The organism is Rhizobium anhuiense (genome assembly GCF_003985145.1).
Classification (GTDB): domain Bacteria; phylum Pseudomonadota; class Alphaproteobacteria; order Rhizobiales; family Rhizobiaceae; genus Rhizobium; species Rhizobium anhuiense.
Window position 1 is genome coordinate 117,049 of sequence record NZ_ML133527.1, and the last position, 18,754, is coordinate 135,802.

The following is an 18,754-nucleotide window of genomic DNA, read 5'->3' on the forward strand; positions in this document are numbered from 1 at the left end:
ATAGGGCCTGTCACCTGACGGTAACGGCTAAATTCTTGGGAGCGCGGGCACGGATGTGCCAGCACAAAAATCAGGCCGCCAAAATCAGGCAGCTTGGGGGGCGAGTTCGCCCTCGTCATGCATTTCGATGGCGGCAAGCGCCGGCACGCTGCTGGCGAGCGCCCGCCAGGTGATCAGTTCGAACGTACCGTCCTCGTGCTCGGCGACCGCCGTGCAGCTTTCCACCCAATCGCCGGTGTTGATGTAGCGGATGCCGTCCATGTCCTGAATGATGGCATGATGGATATGTCCGCAGATCACGCCGTCGGCGCCGTTTTTGCGGGCTTCGTCAGCCACGACGCGCTCGAATTCACCGATGAAGTTGACGGCATGCTTGACCTGCAGCTTGGCCCAGGCCGAGAACGACCAGTAGGGCATGCCGAGCCGGCGGCGCACCGCCGCCAGGAGAATGTTGATGCGGATCGCCGTATCGTAAGCCCAGTCGCCGAGATAGGCGAGCAGCCGGGCGTTGCGGACGACGACGTCGAATTCGTCGCCGTGCAGGATCAGGTATTTCTTGCCGTCGGCGCCGTCATGCATCATGCGCTCGACGACCTCGATGCCACCGAAATGCATGCCCGGGAAGTCTCGCAGGAATTCGTCGTGATTGCCGGGAATATAGACGACGCGGGTGCCCTTGCGCGCCTTGCGCAGCAGTTTCTGAACGACGTCATTGCAGACCTGCGGCCAATACCAGCTGCGCTTCAGACGCCAGCCGTCGACGATGTCGCCGACGAGCACGATCGTATCGGCTTCGTGGTGGCGCAGGAAATCCAAGAGGAAGTCGGCCTTCGCGGCCTTCGAGCCGAGGTGGACATCGGAAATGAAGAGCGTGCGGAAATATCTGGGTTCCATCATGTCTTTCACGAGCTGCCGCTCATGTCCCCATCTTTCATCTAACCTTCCAAAACCAGACTCGTGTTTCAGGATGATGACAAGATGTGGAAAAGCGCTGCAAACCGCTCATCCCCCGCTGGCAGAATGCCTGCGCCGCGCTGGCAGAATGCCCGTCGCCACGCGGGCAGAATGCCCATCGCCGCCCGGCCCGCCAGCCATGTTGCCCTGCGCATTCAGGGCGTTCATGATGACAGTGATTCATATCCGACAATGCGGGATGGCTGATGCGTATCTTTCTCGTTCGCCACGGCGAATCCCTCGGCAACATCAATGAACAGGCCTATCGCCAATTCGGCGATCATAACGTGCCGCTGACGCAGTGGGGCTATCGGCAGGCGCTGGAGGCAGGCAGCGTGATCGCCTCCTATGTCAAAGCGTTGCCGAGCGCCGGTTTCGGCAAGCTGCACATCTGGTACTCGCCCTTTCTCAGGACGCGGCAGAGCAAGGATGCGCTGCTTGCAGCCCTGCCGGAAAGCGTCGTCGGTGACATCAGGGAGGATTATCTGCTGCGCGAGCAAGATTTCGGTCTCTTCACCGAGATCTATGATCATGCCGAACAGAAGCAGAAGTTTCCCGATGAGTTCGAAAAATGGGCAAGGCTGCGCAGCAACAGCGGCAAATTCTACGCGCGGCCGCCGGATGGCGAGAGCCGGGCGGATGTGGCCCAGCGGGTGCGCCTGTTCCTGCAGACCGTCATGCACGACGCCGAAAATAGCGACCACAACGTCGTGATCGTCGGCCATGGCGTCACCAACCGGGCGGTGGAAATGAACTTCCTGCACCGCCCCGTCGAGTGGTTCGAGCGCTCCGACAATCCCGGAAATGCCGATATCACCCTGATCGAGGGGACGCGCTCGCAAGGATACGAGTCGATCCTGCTGCATCAGGCGGTCGATCGGCAGCCGGGACACGAAGGCGAACTGCGCGATGCGTATGGCGCCGACGTGACGATCACGCCGAAGCTCGGCGGCTAGCAACACAGCCAAGAAATGAACGGCCCGGTGCGAAGGGGTGTGGCGGGTTGCGCAAGGCAACTCGCCAACTCGTCGGTTCAGGCGGTGACGTCGCGTCAGCTCGGTGACGTCATGGTTGCCGGCTCCTGCGCGGTCGAGGCTTCCTCGTTCATCGCCTCCGGCCGTTTCGTCCTCAGGAGACGCAGCACGAAGACGAAGAAGACGGGAACGAAGAAGATCGCCAGCACCGTCGCCGAGATCATGCCGCCAAGCACGCCGGTGCCGATGGCATTCTGGCTGGCCGCGCTTGGCCCGGTGGCGATCGCCAGCGGCACCACGCCCAAGGTGAAGGCGAGCGAAGTCATGATGATCGGCCGGAAGCGCAGACGAGCGCCTTCGATCGCAGCCTCCATCAGCGATTTCCCTTCGGCAAAGCCGTCCTTGGCGAATTCGACGATCAAGATGGCGTTCTTCGCCGACAATCCGATGATCGCGATCAGGCCGACCTTGAAGTAGATGTCGTTGGACATGTCGCGGCTCATCACCGCGAGCACGCAGCCGATGACGCCGAGCGGCACGACCAGCATCACCGACAGCGGGATCGACCAGCTCTCGTAAAGCCCCGACAGCAGCAGGAAGACGAAAAGAATGCTGAGGCCGAACAGGAACGGCGCCTGCGATCCGGATCTGAGCTCCTCCAGCGACTGGCCGGTCCATTCGAAGCCGAAGCCGTCGGGAAGTTCGGCGGCCAGCCGCTCCATTTCGGCAATCGCCGCGCCCGATGAATATCCCGGCGCCGGAGCGCCGGAAATGCGCACGGCGGGGTAGCCGTTATAGCCGACGATCTGCGCCGGTCCCTTCTGCCATTCGGCGATGGCGAAGGACGACAGCGGCACCATGCCGCCGCTCGCATTGCGGACATTGAGCTTCATCAGGTCTTCGGCCTGAAGTCTGCTCTTGTCCTGCGCCTGCACGATGACGCGCTGCATGCGGCCCGAATTCGGGAAGTCGTTGACATAGCTCGAACCGAGATTGGCGGTGATCGTGCTGTTGATGTCGGCGAAGGCGACGCCGAAGGTATTTGCCTTTTCGCGGTCGATGACCAGCACGAGTTGGGCCGAGTCGGGCATGCCTTCCGGGCGGATACCGGCGATGATGGGATTCTCAGATGCCTTGCCGATCAGAATGCCCGCCGCCTCGGTCAGTGCCGCCTGGCCCTTCGCCCCACGATCCTGAAGGCGGAAGGTGAAGCCATTGGTCGTGCCGAAACCTTCGATCGGCGGCGGCGACAGCGCGAAGGACGTGGCATCCTTCAGCCCAAACAGCTGCATATTGGCGCGGTTGGAGATCTCCTGCACCGAATTGCCGGCGCCGCGTTCGGCCCAGTCCTTGAGCGTGACAAACACCAGGGCGGCGTTCGGTCCCTGCCCGGAGAAGCTGAAGCCCTGGATCGCGACGACGTTGGCAACGGCCGGTTCCTTCCTGAAGATCGCCTCGATGCTTTCGAGCGAAGCCACGGTGCGGTTGCGGCTCGCCTCCGGCGGTCCCTGCACGTCAACGATCAGGAATCCCTGGTCCTCATCCGGCACGAAGCTGCTCGGCAGGTTGACGAAGAGATAGCCGAGGCCCACGACCAGCGCGAGATAGACGGCCATGACCCGCCAGGAGCGCTTGGCCAATCCCCCGACGGTGCGGGCGTAGCGGCCGGTCAGCCGGTCGAAATTGCGGTTGAACCAGCCGGCGATGCCCTTCTTTTCATGATGGCCCTTGATCGGTTTCAGGAAGGTGGCGCAGAGCGCCGGTGTCAGCGACAGCGCCAGGAAGGCCGAAAACAGGATGGAGACAACCATGGTCAGGCTGAACTGGCGGTAGATGATGCCGGTCGAGCCCGGGAAGAACGCCATAGGCACGAAGACGCAGGAAAGAACCAGCGTGATGCCGAGGATCGCGCCGGTGATCTGTCGCATCGCCTTCTTGGTCGCCTCCTTTGGCGACAGCCCTTCCACCGCCATCAGCCGCTCGACGTTTTCCACCACCACGATGGCGTCGTCGACGAGAATGCCGATGGCCAGCACCATCGCAAACATCGTCAGCACGTTGATCGAGAAGCCGGCGGCATACATGACAGCAAGCGTTCCAAGCAGCGCGACCGGCACGACGAGCGTTGGAATGATGGTGTAGCGGAAGCTCTGCAGGAAGATGAGCATGACGACGAAGACGAGTGCGACGGCTTCTGCGAGGGTATGCGCCACCTTCTCGATCGATGCCGAGACGAACGGGCTGGTGTCGTAGGGAACCGCATATTCGACGCTCGCCGGGAAGAAGCGCGATAGCTCCTCCATCTTCGCCTTGACCAGATTGGAGGTATTGACGGCATTGCCTGTCGACGACAGCTGGATGGCGATCGCCGCACTCGGCTGTCCGTTCAAGCGGGTGGAAAAGCTGTAGCTCTCGCTGCCCTCTTCGATGCGCGCGACATCGCGCAGCCTGACGTTCGATCCGTCGGCATTGGCGCGCAGCACGATGTCTCCGAACTCCTTGGTGTCGGTCAACTGTCCCTTGACCAGCACCGTCGCCGTCAGGTCCTGCGAGATCGGATTGGGTGCGGCGCCGATCTGGCCCGCCGCCACCTGGGCATTCTGCGCCGAAATCGCCGCGCTGATGTCGGAGGCGGTGAGGTTGAGGCCGACCATCTTGTCGGGATCGATCCAGATACGCATCGCCCGCTGCGAGGCAAACAACTGCGCGCGACCGACGCCTTCGAGACGGCGCAGCTCGCCGATGACGTTGCGGTTGAGATAGTCGCCGAGCGCCACCTCATCGGTCTTGCCGTCTGTCGAGGTCAGCGAGATGAACATCAGGAAGCCGGACGACGCCTCCTCGACCGTGATGCCCTGATCCTTGACCGACTGCGGCAACCGCGGCTCGACACGGCGGATGGCGTTCTGAACGTCAACTGAGGCCTGGTCGATATCGGTGCCTGCCGCAAAAGTCGCAGTGATCGTCATCGCGCCCGATGTATCGGAGGTCGACTCGAAATAGGAAAGGTGCTCGACCCCGTTCAGCTCTTCCTCGATCTGGCGGGTGACGCCCTGATAGATATCTTGCGGCGACGCGCCGGGATAGCTGGTGGTGATGCTGAGTTGCGGCGGCGCGACCTTCGGATATTGGGCGACCGGCAGGAAGGGCAGCGCGATCAGGCCGGCGATGGAGATGAAGATCGCAAAGACCCAGGCAAGGATCGGGCGATCGATCAAGAAACGTGCCATCGAGTTTACTCCGGCTTCTTGGCGTCACCGGACGCGAGCTGGCCATCCCGCCATTCTTCCGGCGCGACCTTTGCGCCCGGCTGCAGCTTCTGGACACCGTCGACGACGAGGCGTTCGCCCGACGACAGGCCGCTTTCGACGACCCATTCATTGCCGGAGGATTGACCGAGCTCGATATCGCGCGGTTGCGCCACGTCTCCCTCCTGGACGACATAGACCTGCGCCTTGCCATCGGCCGTGCGGATGACGGCGCGCTGCGGAATGAGGATTGCCTTCTCACGGACGGCCTGCTCGATGCGAACACGGACATAAAGCCCCGGCAGCAGGTCGCCCTTCGGATTGGGGAATTCACCGCGGAGCGTGACCTGACCCGTCGTCGCATCGACGCTGGCGCTGCTGAAGAGCAGCTTTCCGGCTTCGCCATAGACCGTGCCGTCGTCGAAGACGAGCTTGATATCGGCCTTCCCGGCTTCCGTCGATGCCAGGCTGCCGTTCTCGACCGCCCGCTTCAGCGCCAGCAGGTCTCCGGAGGATTGCGTGAAGTCGGCATAGACCGGGTCAATCTGCTGGATCATCGCCAGTGCATCCCCGGCGTCGGCCGTCACCAGCGCGCCTTCCGTCACCAGCGCGCCGCCGATGATTCCAGTGATCGGCGCCCGGACTTCGGTATAGCCGAGATTGATCTTCGCCTCGTCGAGCGCTGCCTGCGCCAGCGCGACATCGGCATCGGCCTGGGCAAGGGCGACGGCGGCCGCATCATATTCGATACCGCTTGCGACATCGCGGTCGCGCAGCGACTTCTGGCGCTCCAACTGCTGGCGGGCATTCAACTGCGTCGCCTTGGCGCGCTCGAGGCTTGCCTCGGCACTCGCCACGCGGACCCGGAAGAGCGCCGGATCGATGCGGTAGAGCACGTCACCCTGGTGAACGAGACTGCCCTGCTCGAACACCCGTTCCTGCAGGATGCCGGAAACCCTAGCCCGCACTTCCGAAACGCGCGTTGCGGCAATGCGGCCGGGCAATTCGCTGACAACGGGAACCGGACGCGCCTTGAGCGTCAGGACGCTGACGGCTGCAGGCGGCATCGCGCCGCCTTCCTGTGCGTGAGCCGGCAGGCCGGCGCCGAGCAACAGCGCCAACGTCAGCGCGTAACCTAATGATTTCGGACGAAAAAGCATATTCATAAGCCTTCCTGATGGTCCGCTGGGGTCCAAAAAAGCACAGCCCGCCGACATGACGTTCGGCGGGCCTCGTGAACCGACAGATAGTCGATCTTTTTTCGCATTGCAAGATACCTACCGGTCGGTATGATAGTATTCTCATACTTGAAGTTCCCATGGTCCGGCGATCCCGGGAGTGATACTGATCCTCTCGAACCGTCTCGACGCGAAGCTTATCCCGAACACAGGTCATGCATTGGTAGATAGCCCCCGCAACAGAAAGAAACAGCCGGATGTCGTGCGGCAGGCTCTTCTCGATTGCGCCACGAAGCTGGCGCTCGAACATGGTCTCGCCGCCGTCAGCCTGCAGGCAGTCGCCAGCGCAGCCGGCGTGACCAAGGGAGGTCTGTTTCACCACTTCCCCAATAAGCAGGCGCTCATAGAAGCCGTATTCGACGGCATGATGGAAAATCTCGACCGCGAGATCGACCAGGAACTGGAAAGGGATAAGGGCGGCCACGGCACATTCACCCGCGCCTATGTCCGCACGCTATTTGCCGACCGCGCCCTTAACAAAAGCCCTTGGTCGGCGCAGACCATGACCGTGCTTGCCGACCCCTACTCCAAGTCGCTCTGGCATAAATGGATGAATGACCGGCTCATCAAACACGCCGAAACCGACGCTGGAATGCGGCTCGAAATCGTTCGCCTGGCGGCGGACGGAGCATGGCTTGCCCATGTTTTGAGGCCTGACAACCAGGCGACTCCCGACGACACGGCGCTGTTGCAGGAATTGATCGAACTCACCAAAGGCTGACAAAGAACAGATTGTCACCGGCCGAGGACATCAGTCGTCGAGCATTCGGATCATTTTGCCGCCGCGCGTAAAGCGAACGCGCGGCGCAGGCTCAATGCCTTGATGTCGCGCCATTCCCGTCAGGCAGCCCGTACGGCCGCCGTGGGTTTGACGTTCTGGTTCATCCGGAACAGATTGTTCGGATCGTAACGCCGCTTGATTTCGGCAAGGCGGCTGTAATTGGCACCGTAAGCGCTTTCGACCCGATCGGCCTCGTCCTCCGGCATGAAGTTGACATAGGCGGTGCCGACCGAATGCGGCTTGGTTGCCTCGAAGAGTTCCCGCGCCCAACCGACGCAATTTCCGTCCATTCCCGTTTCCCGCCAGCGGGCATGCACATTCATGACGAAATGCGAGCTGCGCTGCGGAAATGCGGTGGCCTCTGTGGGCACGCGGCCGGCAGCACCGCCGACATGGCCGATGAAGATCTCGCATTCCGGTCCGGGCAGCTTGCGCACGGCCTTGAGCAGCACGTCGATTGCCGCATCCGATAGGGCGGCGAAATCCTGGCTCTTCCAGTAATTGCGCGCACCGGGCGTCAGCAGCGGGTCGAATGCCTGCTGCCAGCCGGTGAACGGCACCGGGCCGACGACGTCGGCAATCGGCTTTCCGATCGCGCGCAATCTCGCCGCAGCCTTCTCTCCCGCCGCAATGTCTCCGCAATAGCACATGGCGAGCACCACGATCTCCTTGCCGTGCCATTCGGTGGGAATGAACGGCAGCGGCGGCGCCTGGCGCATCACCACCCAGCAGGTCAGTTCGTCGGGTGCTTCTTCCAGTGCCTGCCGGTACTCCTTAAGCACCTTTTCCGCATCGGCGAAGGGATGCACGACGAGGCCGGCCAGCACCTCTGTGTTGAGCGGGTTGAGCTTGAACTCGAAGGAGGTGACGACGCCGAAATTGCCGCCGCCGCCGCGCAGCGCCCAGAACAGGTCAGGTTTCTCAGTCTCGCTCGCCTTGACCAGCTCACCGTCGGCCGTCACCACATCGACCGAAAGCAGATTGTCGAGCGTTAGCCCGAATTTGCGGGTCAGCCAGCCGAAGCCGCCGCCGAGCGTCAGGCCGGCGATGCCGGTGGTGGAATTGATCCCGGTCGGCAGTACCAGCCCGAAGGCCAGCGTTTCCTTGTCGACATCGGCAAGCGTCGCCCCCGGCTCGATCCTGGCGCGCTTGGTCTCAGGATCGACCCGCACCGACTTCATCGCCGACAGGTCGATGACGATACCACCCTCGCAGACGGCGTTGCCGGCAATGCCGTGCCCGCCGCCACGCACTGAAACGAGCAGATTATTGTCGCGTGCAAACCGCACAGCCCGCACGACATCGGCTGCACCGGCGCAACGCGCGATAAGCCCGGGCCGGCGATCGATCATCGCATTCCAGATCGCCCGCGCATCGTTGTAATCCATATCCTTGCTGGTCAGCAGACTGCCGCGAAATCCGGCGGCAAAGGCATCGATGGCTACGTCATTGACCATCGTCTGACCCCTTTGCAGAGTCGTCAGGTTCAAATTGTCCATGATTTCCTCCATGCGACCGGCGCCCCGCACCGTCGCGGCCGGCATCCTGCGCCTGTTGAGGTCGTCAAACAAGTTTTCCAAAAGGATTAGCTAACCAGGGCCGCCGCTTGGCCCCACGGCACGCTCATCACGAAAACTTTTCCCATCCCCCATTTCCATACTGTCGCCCGTATCCGATTGATGTATGGAGGGAACTCCCAAAAAGACGTGCACGGAGGCGGCAATGGATCACCCGGATAAATCCAAGACGGAAAAGAACCTGACGAGCGGCGATCTCGACGAACAGGCGCTTTTCTTCCACCGCTATCCCCGTCCGGGCAAGTTGGAGATCCAGGCGACCAAGCCACTCGGCAACCAGCGCGACCTGGCGCTCGCCTATTCGCCGGGTGTTGCCGCGCCCTGCCTCGCCATCCGCGACAATCCCGAAATGGCGGCCGAATACACCTCGCGCGCCAATCTCGTCGCCGTCATCTCCAACGGCACCGCCGTGCTCGGCCTCGGCAATATCGGCCCGCTCGCCTCCAAGCCGGTTATGGAGGGCAAGGCCGTACTCTTCAAGAAATTCGCCGGCATCGACGTCTTCGATATCGAGATCGATGCCGCAAGCGTCGAGCAGATGGTCTCGACCGTCTCCTCGCTGGAACCGACCTTCGGCGGCATCAACCTCGAAGATATCAAGGCGCCGGAATGTTTCGAGGTCGAGCGGCGCCTGCGCGAGAAGATGAAGATCCCCGTCTTCCACGACGATCAGCACGGCACGGCGATCATCGTCGCCGCCGCGATTCTGAACGGGCTGGAACTCGCCGGCAAGAACATCGCCGACATCAAAATCGTCGCCTCCGGCGCGGGTGCTGCCGCCCTTGCCTGCCTCAACCTGCTTGTCATTCTCGGGGCGAAGCGCGAAAACATCTGGGTCCACGATCTCGAAGGCCTCGTCTACGAGGGCCGCACCGAGCTGATGGACGAATGGAAATCCGTCTATGCCCAGAAGAGCGACACGCGCACGCTGGCCGAAAATATCGGCGGCGCCGACGTCTTCCTCGGCCTGTCCGCCGCCGGCGTCCTGAAGCCGGAGCTGCTGGCGCAGATGGCCGACAAGCCGCTGATCATGGCGCTCGCCAACCCGACGCCGGAGATCATGCCGGATCTCGCCCGCGCCGCCCGCCCCGATGCGATGATCTGCACCGGCCGCTCGGATTTCGCCAACCAGGTCAACAACGTCCTCTGCTTCCCCTATATCTTCCGCGGCGCGCTCGATTGCGGCGCCGAGACGATCAATGAGGAAATGAAGATGGCGGCGGTGCGCGCCATCGCCGCGCTTGCCCGGGAAGAGCCGTCCGACGTCGCCGCCCGTGCTTATTCCGGTGAGACCCCGGTCTTCGGTCCGGATTACCTCATCCCCTCGCCCTTCGATCCGCGCCTCATCCTGCGCATCGCGCCGGCGGTCGCCAAGGCAGCAGAACAGAGCGGCGTGGCGCGTCGCCCGATCCAGGATTTCGACGCCTATCTCGACCAGCTGAACCGCTTCGTCTTCCGCTCCGGCTTCGTCATGAAGCCGATCTTCACCGCCGCCAAGGCTGCAGAGCGCAAGCGCGTCATCTTCTCCGAAGGCGAGGACGAACGCGTGCTGCGCGCCGCCCAGGTGCTGCTCGAGGAAGGCCTCGCCGAACCGATCCTGATCGGCCGCCCGCAGGTCATCGAGACGCGCCTCAAACGCTATGGCCTGCGCATCCGCCCGCTGCAGGATTTCGAGGTGATCAATCCGGAAGACGATCCGCGCTTCCGTGAATATGTCGATCTCTATTTCTCGCTCGTCGGCCGTCGCGGCGTCATTCCCGAAGCCGCCCGCACCATCGTGCGCACCAACACCACCGTCATCGGCGCGCTGGCGCTGCGGCGCGGTGAAGCCGATGCGCTGATCTGCGGCCTCGAAGGCCGTTACGAGAAGCATCTGCGCGACGTCCGCCTGATCATCGGCAAGCGCAAGGATGTCCGTGATTTCTCCGCACTCAGCCTGATGATCTCGCAGCGCGGCGCCACCTTCTTCACCGACACCTACGTCACCTTCAATCCGACCGCCGAGGAGGTTGCCGAGGCGACGGTGCTGGCGGCCGAGGAAATCCGCCGTTTCGGCATCACCCCGCGCGCCGCCCTCGTCTCGCACTCCAACTTCGGCTCGCGCGAATCCGAAAGCGCCACGAAAATGCGCAGCGCTCTGCAGCTCGTGCGCGACGCCGCTCCCGATCTCGAAGTCGACGGCGAGATGCACGGCGAAAGCGCCATCACCGAAGCGCTGCGCAAGCGCGTCATGCCGGACACGACCTTGCACGACGAAGCGAACCTCCTGGTCTTCCCGAACCTCGATGCCGCCAACATCACGCTTGGTGTCGTCAAGTCGATGACCGACGGCCTGCATGTCGGACCGATCCTGCTCGGCACGGCCCTGCCCGCCCACATCCTTGCCCCTTCGGTCACCTCCCGCGGCGTCGTCAACATGGCGGCACTCGCCGTCGTCGAAGCATCGCAGCCGGCCTAAGCCGGCTCCTCATTTCGTCATGCTCAGGCTGGTCTTGGGCATCTGCAACCGGTTGATATAAAACAGCTATCGGGCGCCTTGTAACGAAAGGCGCCCTTTATCCGCAAGCGCATCCGCGCGTTCGTTGCCGGCGATGCCGAAATGGCCTTTGCACCAGGCAATTGCCACCAGACCGTTTTGGGACAGCTGAAGGTCAACCGCTTTCCAGAGTTCCGCATTGGCGATCGTTCGGCTTCGGCCATTGCCATTCGGGCTGCTTTTCTTCCAGCCATTATTCTTCCAGATATGCCGCCGGCTGTTGCAGCCTTTGACGACGTAGACGGAATCCGACCAGATGGTCGCAGGTTCGCCTGTTGTTTGGTTATTGATCCATATTGCCGCCTCGAGGACGGCGGCCAATTCCATCGAATTATTGGCGGAATCTTCGACGCCGCCGAAGCCCGAGGCGATCTCCACGGCATCGCGATAGGCGACAAAAGCCCAGCCACCATGCCCGGAACCGGGTTCGTAGCAACCGTCGACGAAGAGGTGGAGGCGATGTTGGCCTTCCGATATTCCGACTGTTGTTGCAGGGAAGTGAAGCTTGTTGGAAATGCTCGTCATTTTCTCCGCTATTTGCCTTCGCTGCGCCAGCGCAATTTTGCGACTGCCTGCTCGCCCCGAAGCGGACATTCGAACTGTACCTCTGCGTTGTGTCAACCATTGACGATGGTGGCGGCAACAGTGCCCGCTCCGACCGAGAACTGTAGGGCAATGTGGATCATGGACAATGAATCTGCCCCGACCTCCCCTTACGGAAGATTACCCGCGTCTGCTGGATAAGATCGCGAAAATGCGCTAGGATTTTCTCCAAGCTCATTAAGAGAAACGCCTTAAGAGACAATGCGCGGCGATCGAGGCCGCAATCGACCGATCGACTTTTTGCTCACCCCGGACGACGCCGTGAAACGCCGAAACCTGTCTCTTGCCCTCCTCCTTGCCTTCGCAGCGCCCGCCGCCGCGCAGACGAGCGCGGTCTGCGAGGACCTGCGCGGCCGTCTCGCCGATCTGCCGCGATCGATCGGCAATAGCAACGGCCGGGAGGCGCGCCAATATGCCAGCGCCATGGCCGAGCAGAACCTCGAGCTGCGCAAGGTTCGCAACGAGCTGCGCAACAATGGCTGCACCTCGGGCAGCATGGTCGTGATCGGCGGCGAGAATGCCGATTATTGCGGTGAACTCTCGCAGTCCGAAGCCCGCATGATCGACAATATCCAATATCTCCAGGACCGCCGTAACGAGCTGGCCGGCCAGAGCGGCGATGATGGGACGCGCCGTGAACTGATCGCCGCGCTCGATCTCAATGGCTGCAACAGCGAAAACTTCTATGCCCCGAGCGATCGCAGCGCCGCCGACCCCGCCCCGAGCATCGAGGAGCAGGCGATGCGCACCGATACCTTCATTCCGCTCGGCGGCGGTGAAGAGGTCGATCCGCGCTACGGCCTGCCGCGGGCCGAAATGCTCTCGCCGGTCAGCACCATGTGCGTGCGCACCTGCGACGGCGGCTTCTTCCCGATCAGCTCGAACGCCACTTCGGTCGATTTCGGCCGCGACGCCCAGACGTGCGCCAAGATGTGCCCGGGTATCGAGACAGAGCTGTTCTATCGTGACGTGACGAGCACCGAAGCCTCGAACATGATCTCGGTCGCAACGGGCACGCCCTACAGCGCCATGAAAAACGCCTTTGCCTACAAGAACCGCACGCCGGGGGAAAAGTCCTCCTGCGCCTGCAATCTCACCGCCTACTACGATGAGATGCGCGGCAAGCAGCCGTCAAGCGAACCGCCGCAACAAGGTTCGATCACCACCATCCGCACCAATCCCACGGCGAAGGATGCTGCCGCAGCCCCACCGCAACCATCCGTCCCGGAGCGCCCCTACGATCCCGTGCAGAACAAGGTCCGCCAGGTCGGCCCGCAATTTCTTGCCGGTGATCAAGGCTCGATCGACCTCGCCAATCCGGCAACGCCGGGGCCGCAGCCTCAACAGCAGTGATTGCTACGGGTCGTTGCGTCCCCACCCGTCATGGAAGACGAGCTCTTGGAGCGGCAGGCGCTGCCGCCAGCCTTTGACGGAGAGTTCCGGCTCGTCATAAAGCCGATCGACGAAACCGGCACAGAGCCAGGCGACCACCTCGATATGCTCGGGTATGCCGAGAATGCTTTTCAGATCGCCTTCGCGAAAAATGCTGACCCAGCCGATGCCGACCCCTTCCGCCCGCGCCGCAAGCCAGAGATTCTGGATGGCGCAGACTGTGGAATAGCTATCCATCCTGGGATTGTGGGTGCGCCCCAGCACCACGCTGCCGCTGCGGGTGGGGTCGCAGGTCACGCATATGCCGAGCGGTGCCTCGGTGATGCCTTCGAGCTTGAGGGAGCGGTATGCCTGCCGCCGCTCGCCGGTAAACATCAGCGCCGCCTCCTCATTGGCCTTCACAAAGGCGTCCTGGACGCGCGCCCGGACCGCGGCACTTTTCACCAGAATGAAATTCCACGGCTGCATGAAGCCGACGGAGGGCGCATGATGGGCGGCCGTCAGCAGCCGCTCCACGACATCGTCAGGCAAGGGATCGGGCAGGAACTGGCTGCGAACGTCGCGCCGCGTCTTGATCGCGTGATAGACGGCCTCGCGCTCGGCCAAGGAAAAACCGGACGCCGCCGAAAGGGCATCCTCATCAAAGGGTCGCATCGTCAAATCCCCAACAACGCAACCGCCCGCCGTCCGCGCGGATCGGTCAATCTTGCCAGGCCGGTCTTCTGACTCGGCGTCATCCGTCTGCCGCAGCCTTCCCGGCGAGAAGCCAGTGGCGAGATGAAGCGGCAAGCGTCGGCCTTACAGCGTTGGGCACGTTCCGGCCTTGCACCGGATTCCCGATTCTCCCGCGTTGATGGCGGGCACCTGACGGCGCATCTATTTCAGGAAAGCGCGGCGACGGCAAGCCGGCCCGAGGTCGCAGTCGGGAACCACGTTGAGCCACGCACCCTCCCGCGTCGGTTTGAAGCGGCTCGACAAGCTCCTTCATCCATAGTTTCTATGGCCTTATCACCACCGAAGGCGTATGGACGATACAGTCCCTCGCAGCATCCCGGTTGCCCGTGCCCCGCCTCACGCCCATGATCCTTGCGGTCGCCCTGTTCATGGAACAGATGGATTCGACCGTGATCGCCACCAGCCTGCCGGCGATCGCAGCCGATATCGGCACCTCGCCGATCGCGCTGAAGCTCGCCGTCACCAGCTATCTCGTGGCACTGGCGATCTTCATCCCGATCAGCGGCTGGATGTCCGATCGGTTCGGTGCGCGCAACATCTTCCGCATGGCGATCTTCGTCTTCATGATCGGCTCGGTCGCCTGCGCTTTCTCCAACTCGATCACGGCCTTCGTCATCTCACGGCTGGTCCAAGGCGCCGGCGGCTCGATGATGACGCCGGTCAGCCGCCTGCTTTTGGTCCGGGGAACGCCACGCCACGAACTCGTCGACGCCATGGCCTGGCTCACCATTCCCGCCTTGATCGGCCCGATCTTGGGGCCGCCGATCGGCGGTTTCCTCACCACCTATCTCACCTGGCACTGGATCTTCTGGATCAACGTCCCGATCGGCGTGCTCGGCATCATCCTCGTCACCCGTTTCCTGCCGGCGGTCGAGCCGCGCAGCCCGCGGCCGATGGATTTCCCGGGCTTCTTCCTCTGCGGCCTCGGTTTCTCCGGCTTCGTCTTCGGCGTCTCGGTGATCAGCCTGCCGGCCGTGCCCGTCATCTACGGTTATGTCACGGTTGCGATCGGCATCCTTTCCGGTCTCCTCTACCTCCTGCATGCTCGCCGCGCGCCCTATCCGCTTCTCGATCCGAAGATGTTCCGCTACCCGATGTTCCGGGCGGCGATCCTCGGCGCCTCGAATTTCCGCATGGGGCTCGGCGCGCTGCCCTTCCTGATGCCGCTGATGCTGCAGCTCGGCTTCGGCCTGACGCCGTTGCAGTCGGGCTCGGTCACCTTCGTCAGCGCACTCGGCTCCATGGGCTCGAAATTCGCCGCCTCGCGCACCTTCAATGCCTTCGGCTTCCGCACCGTCATATCAATCACCACCTTGCTGGCGGCGATCTTCCTCGGCATCAACGGCCTGTTCACCGCCGAAACCCCGCTGTTCCTGATCATGGCCTGCCTGCTGATCGGCGGCCTGTTCCGCTCCATGGCTTTCTCGGGCGTCAACGCCATGGCCTTCGGCGATGTCGACGCCGCCGACAGCAGCCAGGCAACCGCGATCAATGCCGTTGCCCAGCGTATCTCCATGGCAATGGGTGTGGCGATCGCCGGCGGCATCCTCGAAATTTCGAGCAGCTTCCATAGCGGCCGGCTGCTGGTCTCGGATTTCCACGTCGCCTTCTTCAGCGTCTCGGCGATTTCGGCGCTCGCCTGCATCACCTTCCTGCGCCTGCCGCGCGATGCCGGCGCGGAACTGACGACGCGCCGCCGCAAACACCGGCAGACGGAGCCTGAAGAGGCGATCGCGGAAAACAGCTGATCGCGGCAGATCACCAGCGGGCGTGATAGCGAAATCACACGCGTGTGCTCCGGCATCCCTTTCTACTTTATGATTTATTCACACATCAAATACACACTGCGTTTGCGCGTTTTGGGTCGCTATCAGGACATGGGCATGAGCGCTCGTGATGTGACCGTCAGCGTGGATGCCCGTATTGATACGCCGGTCGGGAACATGTCCGACTGAGCCGCAATTCTAGGCCCCCGCGGAATGTTCCAATTTTTGAAAACGATGCCTCTGACAGCCAAGCTGGCGGCGATTATCGTGGCCGTCAATCTGTGCGGCATTTCCGCCTTTGCTACCTACACATGGATGTACGAAACCCGAGCGCTGATCGACGGCGCCAAGGCGAACTGGTCCAAGGATGCGGAGCAGTTTGCCTCTCTGGCGGCGGGCGGCGTGAAATGGGGCAAGGCGAATGCCGTTCGAGAGGCTTATTCGCTCTACCGCGACGATCCCTCGCTCGATCTCGTGCAGTTTGCCGCATTCAATGCGGAGGCTGTCGCCGTCGACACCTGGACACGTGACGGCATCAACGGTCTGCCCGCAGCGGCCGATCTGGCGAAGGGCCTGAGTGCAAAGCCGGAAAAGACGACCATCAATGACGGCGGGTTATCTGCCGGCGTGGTGACGATCACCGCACCCCTCCCGCTGGATAAGTCAGGCAAGGTCACCGGTTATATCGTCACCAACTGGTCCGTCGAAAAAATCGCTTCTGAAGTCAAGCAGAAGGTTCTCGTTTCGCTGCTCACGCAGTCCGCGATCACCGCCTTGGCCGTCATCGCCTTCCTTCTTGCCATGCGCAGCCTCGTTGGCCGGCCCATCCGGATCATCAGCGAACGGATCAGCGCCTTGCAGAAAGGCGACCTGGCCTCTCCCGTCACCTACAAGGAAAATGGCGACGAGATCGGCTTCCTGGCGCGTGCGTTGGAAGTTTTCCGCCACGAGGCGATTGCGAAGGTCGAAAGGGAGCAGGCCGCTGCCGAGCAGAGCGCTTCGCTCGATGCCGAACGGGCGCGCAACGCATTGTTCACGGAAGAGGCCAGCAACACGCAGCGGCTGGTCATGACCGCTCTCGCAAATGCATTGGAAAAGCTCGCCGCAGGCGACTTCTCCGTACACCTGGCCGATCTCGGTCCGGAATTCGATAAGTTGCGGCAGGATTTCAACAACATGGTCGAGGCCGTCGCCGCCGCACTGACGGAGATCAAGGCCGCCTCCGTGGCGGTTGAAGGCGGCTCGAGCGAGCTTGCCTCCTCCGCAGATCAACTCGCCAAGCGGACCGAGCAACAGGCGGCATCATTGGAACAGACCGCTGCCGCATTGGATGAGATGACCACCACCGTCCGAACATCGTCGCAGCGCGCCGAAAATACCGGGAAGCTGGTCGAGGAGACGAAGCGCAGCGCTCACGTCTCGGCGACGGTGGTGCGTGATGCCATCGGCGCGATGGACCGTATTCAGACCTCGTCGAGCCAGATCGGCCGCATTATCGGCGTCATCGACGAAATCGCCTTCCAGACGAACCTGCTGGCGCTGAACGCCGGCGTCGAGGCGGCGCGTGCGGGCGAAGCCGGCAAGGGTTTTGCGGTTGTCGCGCAGGAGGTGCGTGAACTCGCCCAGCGGTCGGCAAATGCCGCCAAAGAAATAAAGAACCTGATCAATGTGTCCGGCCAAGAGGTTGCCGCAGGCGTCGGGCTGGTGAACGAAACCGGCGACGCTCTCCTGAAGATCGAGGAGCAGATCAACCGCATCAGCGACAGTATCGCCTCCATCGTCCAGTCCTATCGCGAACAGGCGACCGGTCTGCAGGAAATCAATGGCGCGATCAACCAGATGGATCAGGCGACGCAACAGAACGCAGCAATGGTCGAGGAAACCAATGCGGCCTGCCAGGAACTGCTGTCGCAGGGACGCCAACTGCAGGACTCGGCCGGCAGATTCGTCGTCGGCGCGGCCGCGGCCAGCCAGACCAAACCCGTTCAACCCGCCCGCCAATCTCGTCCCGAACCCCGAGCCTACGTGCAGCGTCATGCAGGCAATGCCGCCGTTGCCGCCGCTCCCGGTGCCTGGGAAGAGTTCTGACGCCGCCTTCGTCCGATAAGCCTTAGTTCTCAGCAACCTATAATCAGGAAGGAAACAGTTATGAAGAAACTCGTGCCCGCATTTCTTTTGGCCTGCACCGCATTTGCCGTCCCCATGGACGTATCCATGGCTGAGGATGCGAAGCTTGCCCCGATCTTCGACTACGTGAAGAGCGACGTAACGCCCTGGCTGAACGACCCCGCGATCATCGAGGCTGTCAAGGCGCAGGACGCCGCCAACGCCAACCTGAGTGCAGCCGATATCGACGCCCTCGACAAGAAGTGGCGCGCCGAAGTCGATGGTTCCGACCACTCGATGATCGACGGCGTGCTCAACAATGCGCTGTCGAAATTCCTTCAGGCGAAGAAGGAGGCCTCCGGCGGCAAGATCACCGAGATCTTCGTCATGGATGCAAAGGGCCTGAATGTCGGCCAGAGCGACGTAACGTCAGATTACTGGCAGGGCGACGAAGGCAAGTTCCAGAAGTCCTTCGGCGCCGGCAAGGATGCCGTCTTCGTCGATGAGATCGAAAAGGATGAATCGACCCAGACGCTGCAGTCGCAGGCAAGCGTGACGATTTCAGACGACAAGGGAACACCGATCGGCGCCATCACCGTCGGCGTGAACGTCGACGCCCTCTAATCTCAAAGACCCAGCACGCCGCACGAGTGAGATCGAGTGCGGCGTGCTGCCTGCCTCCCGTGCGTGTCGCTCCCGCAAGACCAGTTGCTCTCCCAAGGAACGCAGGTTTTAGGCAGAAAAATCTACGTGACAACGCGCGGCCTTGGCGCTAAACACGCCGCATGTCGATCACGTCAATCAACGCCTCGCGATTTTATTGGTACCGCTACTCACAGCGGAT

General features: G+C 62.3%; 13 protein-coding genes and 1 riboswitch. Of the genes, 7 read left to right on the top strand and 6 right to left on the bottom strand.

Annotated elements, in window-relative coordinates; genetic code table 11:
* Nucleotides 1-84: 84 nt before the first annotated feature.
* Nucleotides 85-897 carry a UDP-2,3-diacylglucosamine diphosphatase gene (locus EEQ99_RS18980; RefSeq protein ID WP_127430919.1) on the bottom strand — a complete coding sequence of 271 codons (813 nt, stop codon included), beginning with the start codon at nucleotides 895-897 and terminating at the stop codon, nucleotides 85-87.
* Nucleotides 898-1,160: 263 nt separating this feature from the next.
* Between EEQ99_RS18980 and EEQ99_RS18990 the strand changes: the two genes are divergently transcribed.
* Entirely contained in the window at nucleotides 1,161-1,910 is a 750-nt protein-coding gene (locus tag EEQ99_RS18990; RefSeq protein ID WP_127430920.1) for a histidine phosphatase family protein, read from the top strand.
* Between the two features lie 95 nt (nucleotides 1,911-2,005).
* Here EEQ99_RS18990 and EEQ99_RS18995 read toward each other — a convergent pair whose 3' ends face one another.
* Complete coding sequence (locus tag EEQ99_RS18995) at nucleotides 2,006-5,158, bottom strand: efflux RND transporter permease subunit (RefSeq protein ID WP_127430921.1); 3,153 nt, start codon at nucleotides 5,156-5,158, stop codon at nucleotides 2,006-2,008.
* Nucleotides 5,159-5,163: 5 nt separating this feature from the next.
* Entirely contained in the window at nucleotides 5,164-6,342 is a 1,179-nt protein-coding gene (locus tag EEQ99_RS19000) for an efflux RND transporter periplasmic adaptor subunit (RefSeq protein WP_174824471.1), read from the bottom strand.
* Between the two features lie 232 nt (nucleotides 6,343-6,574).
* Between EEQ99_RS19000 and EEQ99_RS19005 the strand changes: the two genes are divergently transcribed.
* Nucleotides 6,575-7,135, top strand: coding sequence for a TetR/AcrR family transcriptional regulator (locus EEQ99_RS19005; RefSeq protein ID WP_127430922.1), 561 nt, complete (start codon nucleotides 6,575-6,577; stop codon nucleotides 7,133-7,135).
* A 119-nt stretch (nucleotides 7,136-7,254) separates the two neighbouring features.
* Here EEQ99_RS19005 and EEQ99_RS19010 read toward each other — a convergent pair whose 3' ends face one another.
* Nucleotides 7,255-8,694, bottom strand: coding sequence for an FAD-binding oxidoreductase (locus EEQ99_RS19010; RefSeq protein WP_063475200.1), 1,440 nt, complete (start codon nucleotides 8,692-8,694; stop codon nucleotides 7,255-7,257).
* Nucleotides 8,695-8,917: 223 nt separating this feature from the next.
* Between EEQ99_RS19010 and EEQ99_RS19015 the strand changes: the two genes are divergently transcribed.
* Complete coding sequence (locus EEQ99_RS19015) at nucleotides 8,918-11,230, top strand: NADP-dependent malic enzyme (protein ID WP_063474992.1); 2,313 nt, start codon at nucleotides 8,918-8,920, stop codon at nucleotides 11,228-11,230.
* Between the two features lie 66 nt (nucleotides 11,231-11,296).
* On the opposite strand, the gene EEQ99_RS19020 is transcribed toward EEQ99_RS19015, so the two are convergent.
* Nucleotides 11,297-11,833, bottom strand: a complete 537-nt coding sequence (locus EEQ99_RS19020; protein WP_097543657.1) for a ribonuclease H family protein — start codon at nucleotides 11,831-11,833, stop codon at nucleotides 11,297-11,299.
* A 339-nt stretch (nucleotides 11,834-12,172) separates the two neighbouring features.
* On the opposite strand from EEQ99_RS19020, the gene EEQ99_RS19025 reads away from it, so the two are divergent.
* Complete coding sequence (locus tag EEQ99_RS19025; RefSeq protein ID WP_097631000.1) at nucleotides 12,173-13,264, top strand: DUF2865 domain-containing protein; 1,092 nt, start codon at nucleotides 12,173-12,175, stop codon at nucleotides 13,262-13,264.
* A gap of 3 nt (nucleotides 13,265-13,267) precedes the next feature.
* Here EEQ99_RS19025 and bluB read toward each other — a convergent pair whose 3' ends face one another.
* Nucleotides 13,268-13,957, bottom strand: a complete 690-nt coding sequence (gene bluB / locus EEQ99_RS19030; protein WP_028758681.1) for a 5,6-dimethylbenzimidazole synthase — start codon at nucleotides 13,955-13,957, stop codon at nucleotides 13,268-13,270.
* 41 nt (nucleotides 13,958-13,998) lie between these two features.
* Nucleotides 13,999-14,186: riboswitch (cobalamin riboswitch) on the bottom strand.
* Nucleotides 14,187-14,382: 196 nt separating this feature from the next.
* Between bluB and EEQ99_RS19035 the strand changes: the two genes are divergently transcribed.
* The 3 genes from EEQ99_RS19035 to EEQ99_RS19045 all read left to right on the top strand — a co-directional run bounded on the left by EEQ99_RS19035 (nucleotide 14,383) and on the right by EEQ99_RS19045 (nucleotide 18,534).
* Nucleotides 14,383-15,786 (top strand): DHA2 family efflux MFS transporter permease subunit, encoded by a 1,404-nt coding sequence (locus EEQ99_RS19035; RefSeq protein ID WP_097543658.1) that lies wholly within the window; start codon nucleotides 14,383-14,385, stop codon nucleotides 15,784-15,786.
* A 231-nt stretch (nucleotides 15,787-16,017) separates the two neighbouring features.
* Nucleotides 16,018-17,892 carry a methyl-accepting chemotaxis protein gene (locus tag EEQ99_RS19040; RefSeq protein WP_097543659.1) on the top strand — a complete coding sequence of 625 codons (1,875 nt, stop codon included), beginning with the start codon at nucleotides 16,018-16,020 and terminating at the stop codon, nucleotides 17,890-17,892.
* Between the two features lie 60 nt (nucleotides 17,893-17,952).
* Nucleotides 17,953-18,534, top strand: a complete 582-nt coding sequence (locus tag EEQ99_RS19045) for a hypothetical protein (protein ID WP_028758678.1) — start codon at nucleotides 17,953-17,955, stop codon at nucleotides 18,532-18,534.
* Nucleotides 18,535-18,754: the final 220 nt, after the last annotated feature.

Coding starts and splice junctions, on each gene's coding strand:
- bluB (WP_028758681.1), bottom strand. CDS start 13,957: ATGCGACCCTTTGATGAGGATGCCCTTTCGGCGGCGTCCGGTTTTTCC.
- EEQ99_RS19040 (WP_097543659.1), top strand. CDS start 16,018: ATGTTCCAATTTTTGAAAACGATGCCTCTGACAGCCAAGCTGGCGGCG.
- EEQ99_RS18995 (WP_127430921.1), bottom strand. CDS start 5,158: ATGGCACGTTTCTTGATCGATCGCCCGATCCTTGCCTGGGTCTTTGCG.
- EEQ99_RS19035 (WP_097543658.1), top strand. CDS start 14,383: ATGATCCTTGCGGTCGCCCTGTTCATGGAACAGATGGATTCGACCGTG.
- EEQ99_RS18980 (WP_127430919.1), bottom strand. CDS start 897: ATGATGGAACCCAGATATTTCCGCACGCTCTTCATTTCCGATGTCCAC.
- EEQ99_RS18990 (WP_127430920.1), top strand. CDS start 1,161: ATGCGTATCTTTCTCGTTCGCCACGGCGAATCCCTCGGCAACATCAAT.
- EEQ99_RS19015 (WP_063474992.1), top strand. CDS start 8,918: ATGGATCACCCGGATAAATCCAAGACGGAAAAGAACCTGACGAGCGGC.
- EEQ99_RS19020 (WP_097543657.1), bottom strand. CDS start 11,833: ATGACGAGCATTTCCAACAAGCTTCACTTCCCTGCAACAACAGTCGGA.
- EEQ99_RS19000 (WP_174824471.1), bottom strand. CDS start 6,342: ATGAATATGCTTTTTCGTCCGAAATCATTAGGTTACGCGCTGACGTTG.
- EEQ99_RS19010 (WP_063475200.1), bottom strand. CDS start 8,694: ATGGACAATTTGAACCTGACGACTCTGCAAAGGGGTCAGACGATGGTC.
- EEQ99_RS19045 (WP_028758678.1), top strand. CDS start 17,953: ATGAAGAAACTCGTGCCCGCATTTCTTTTGGCCTGCACCGCATTTGCC.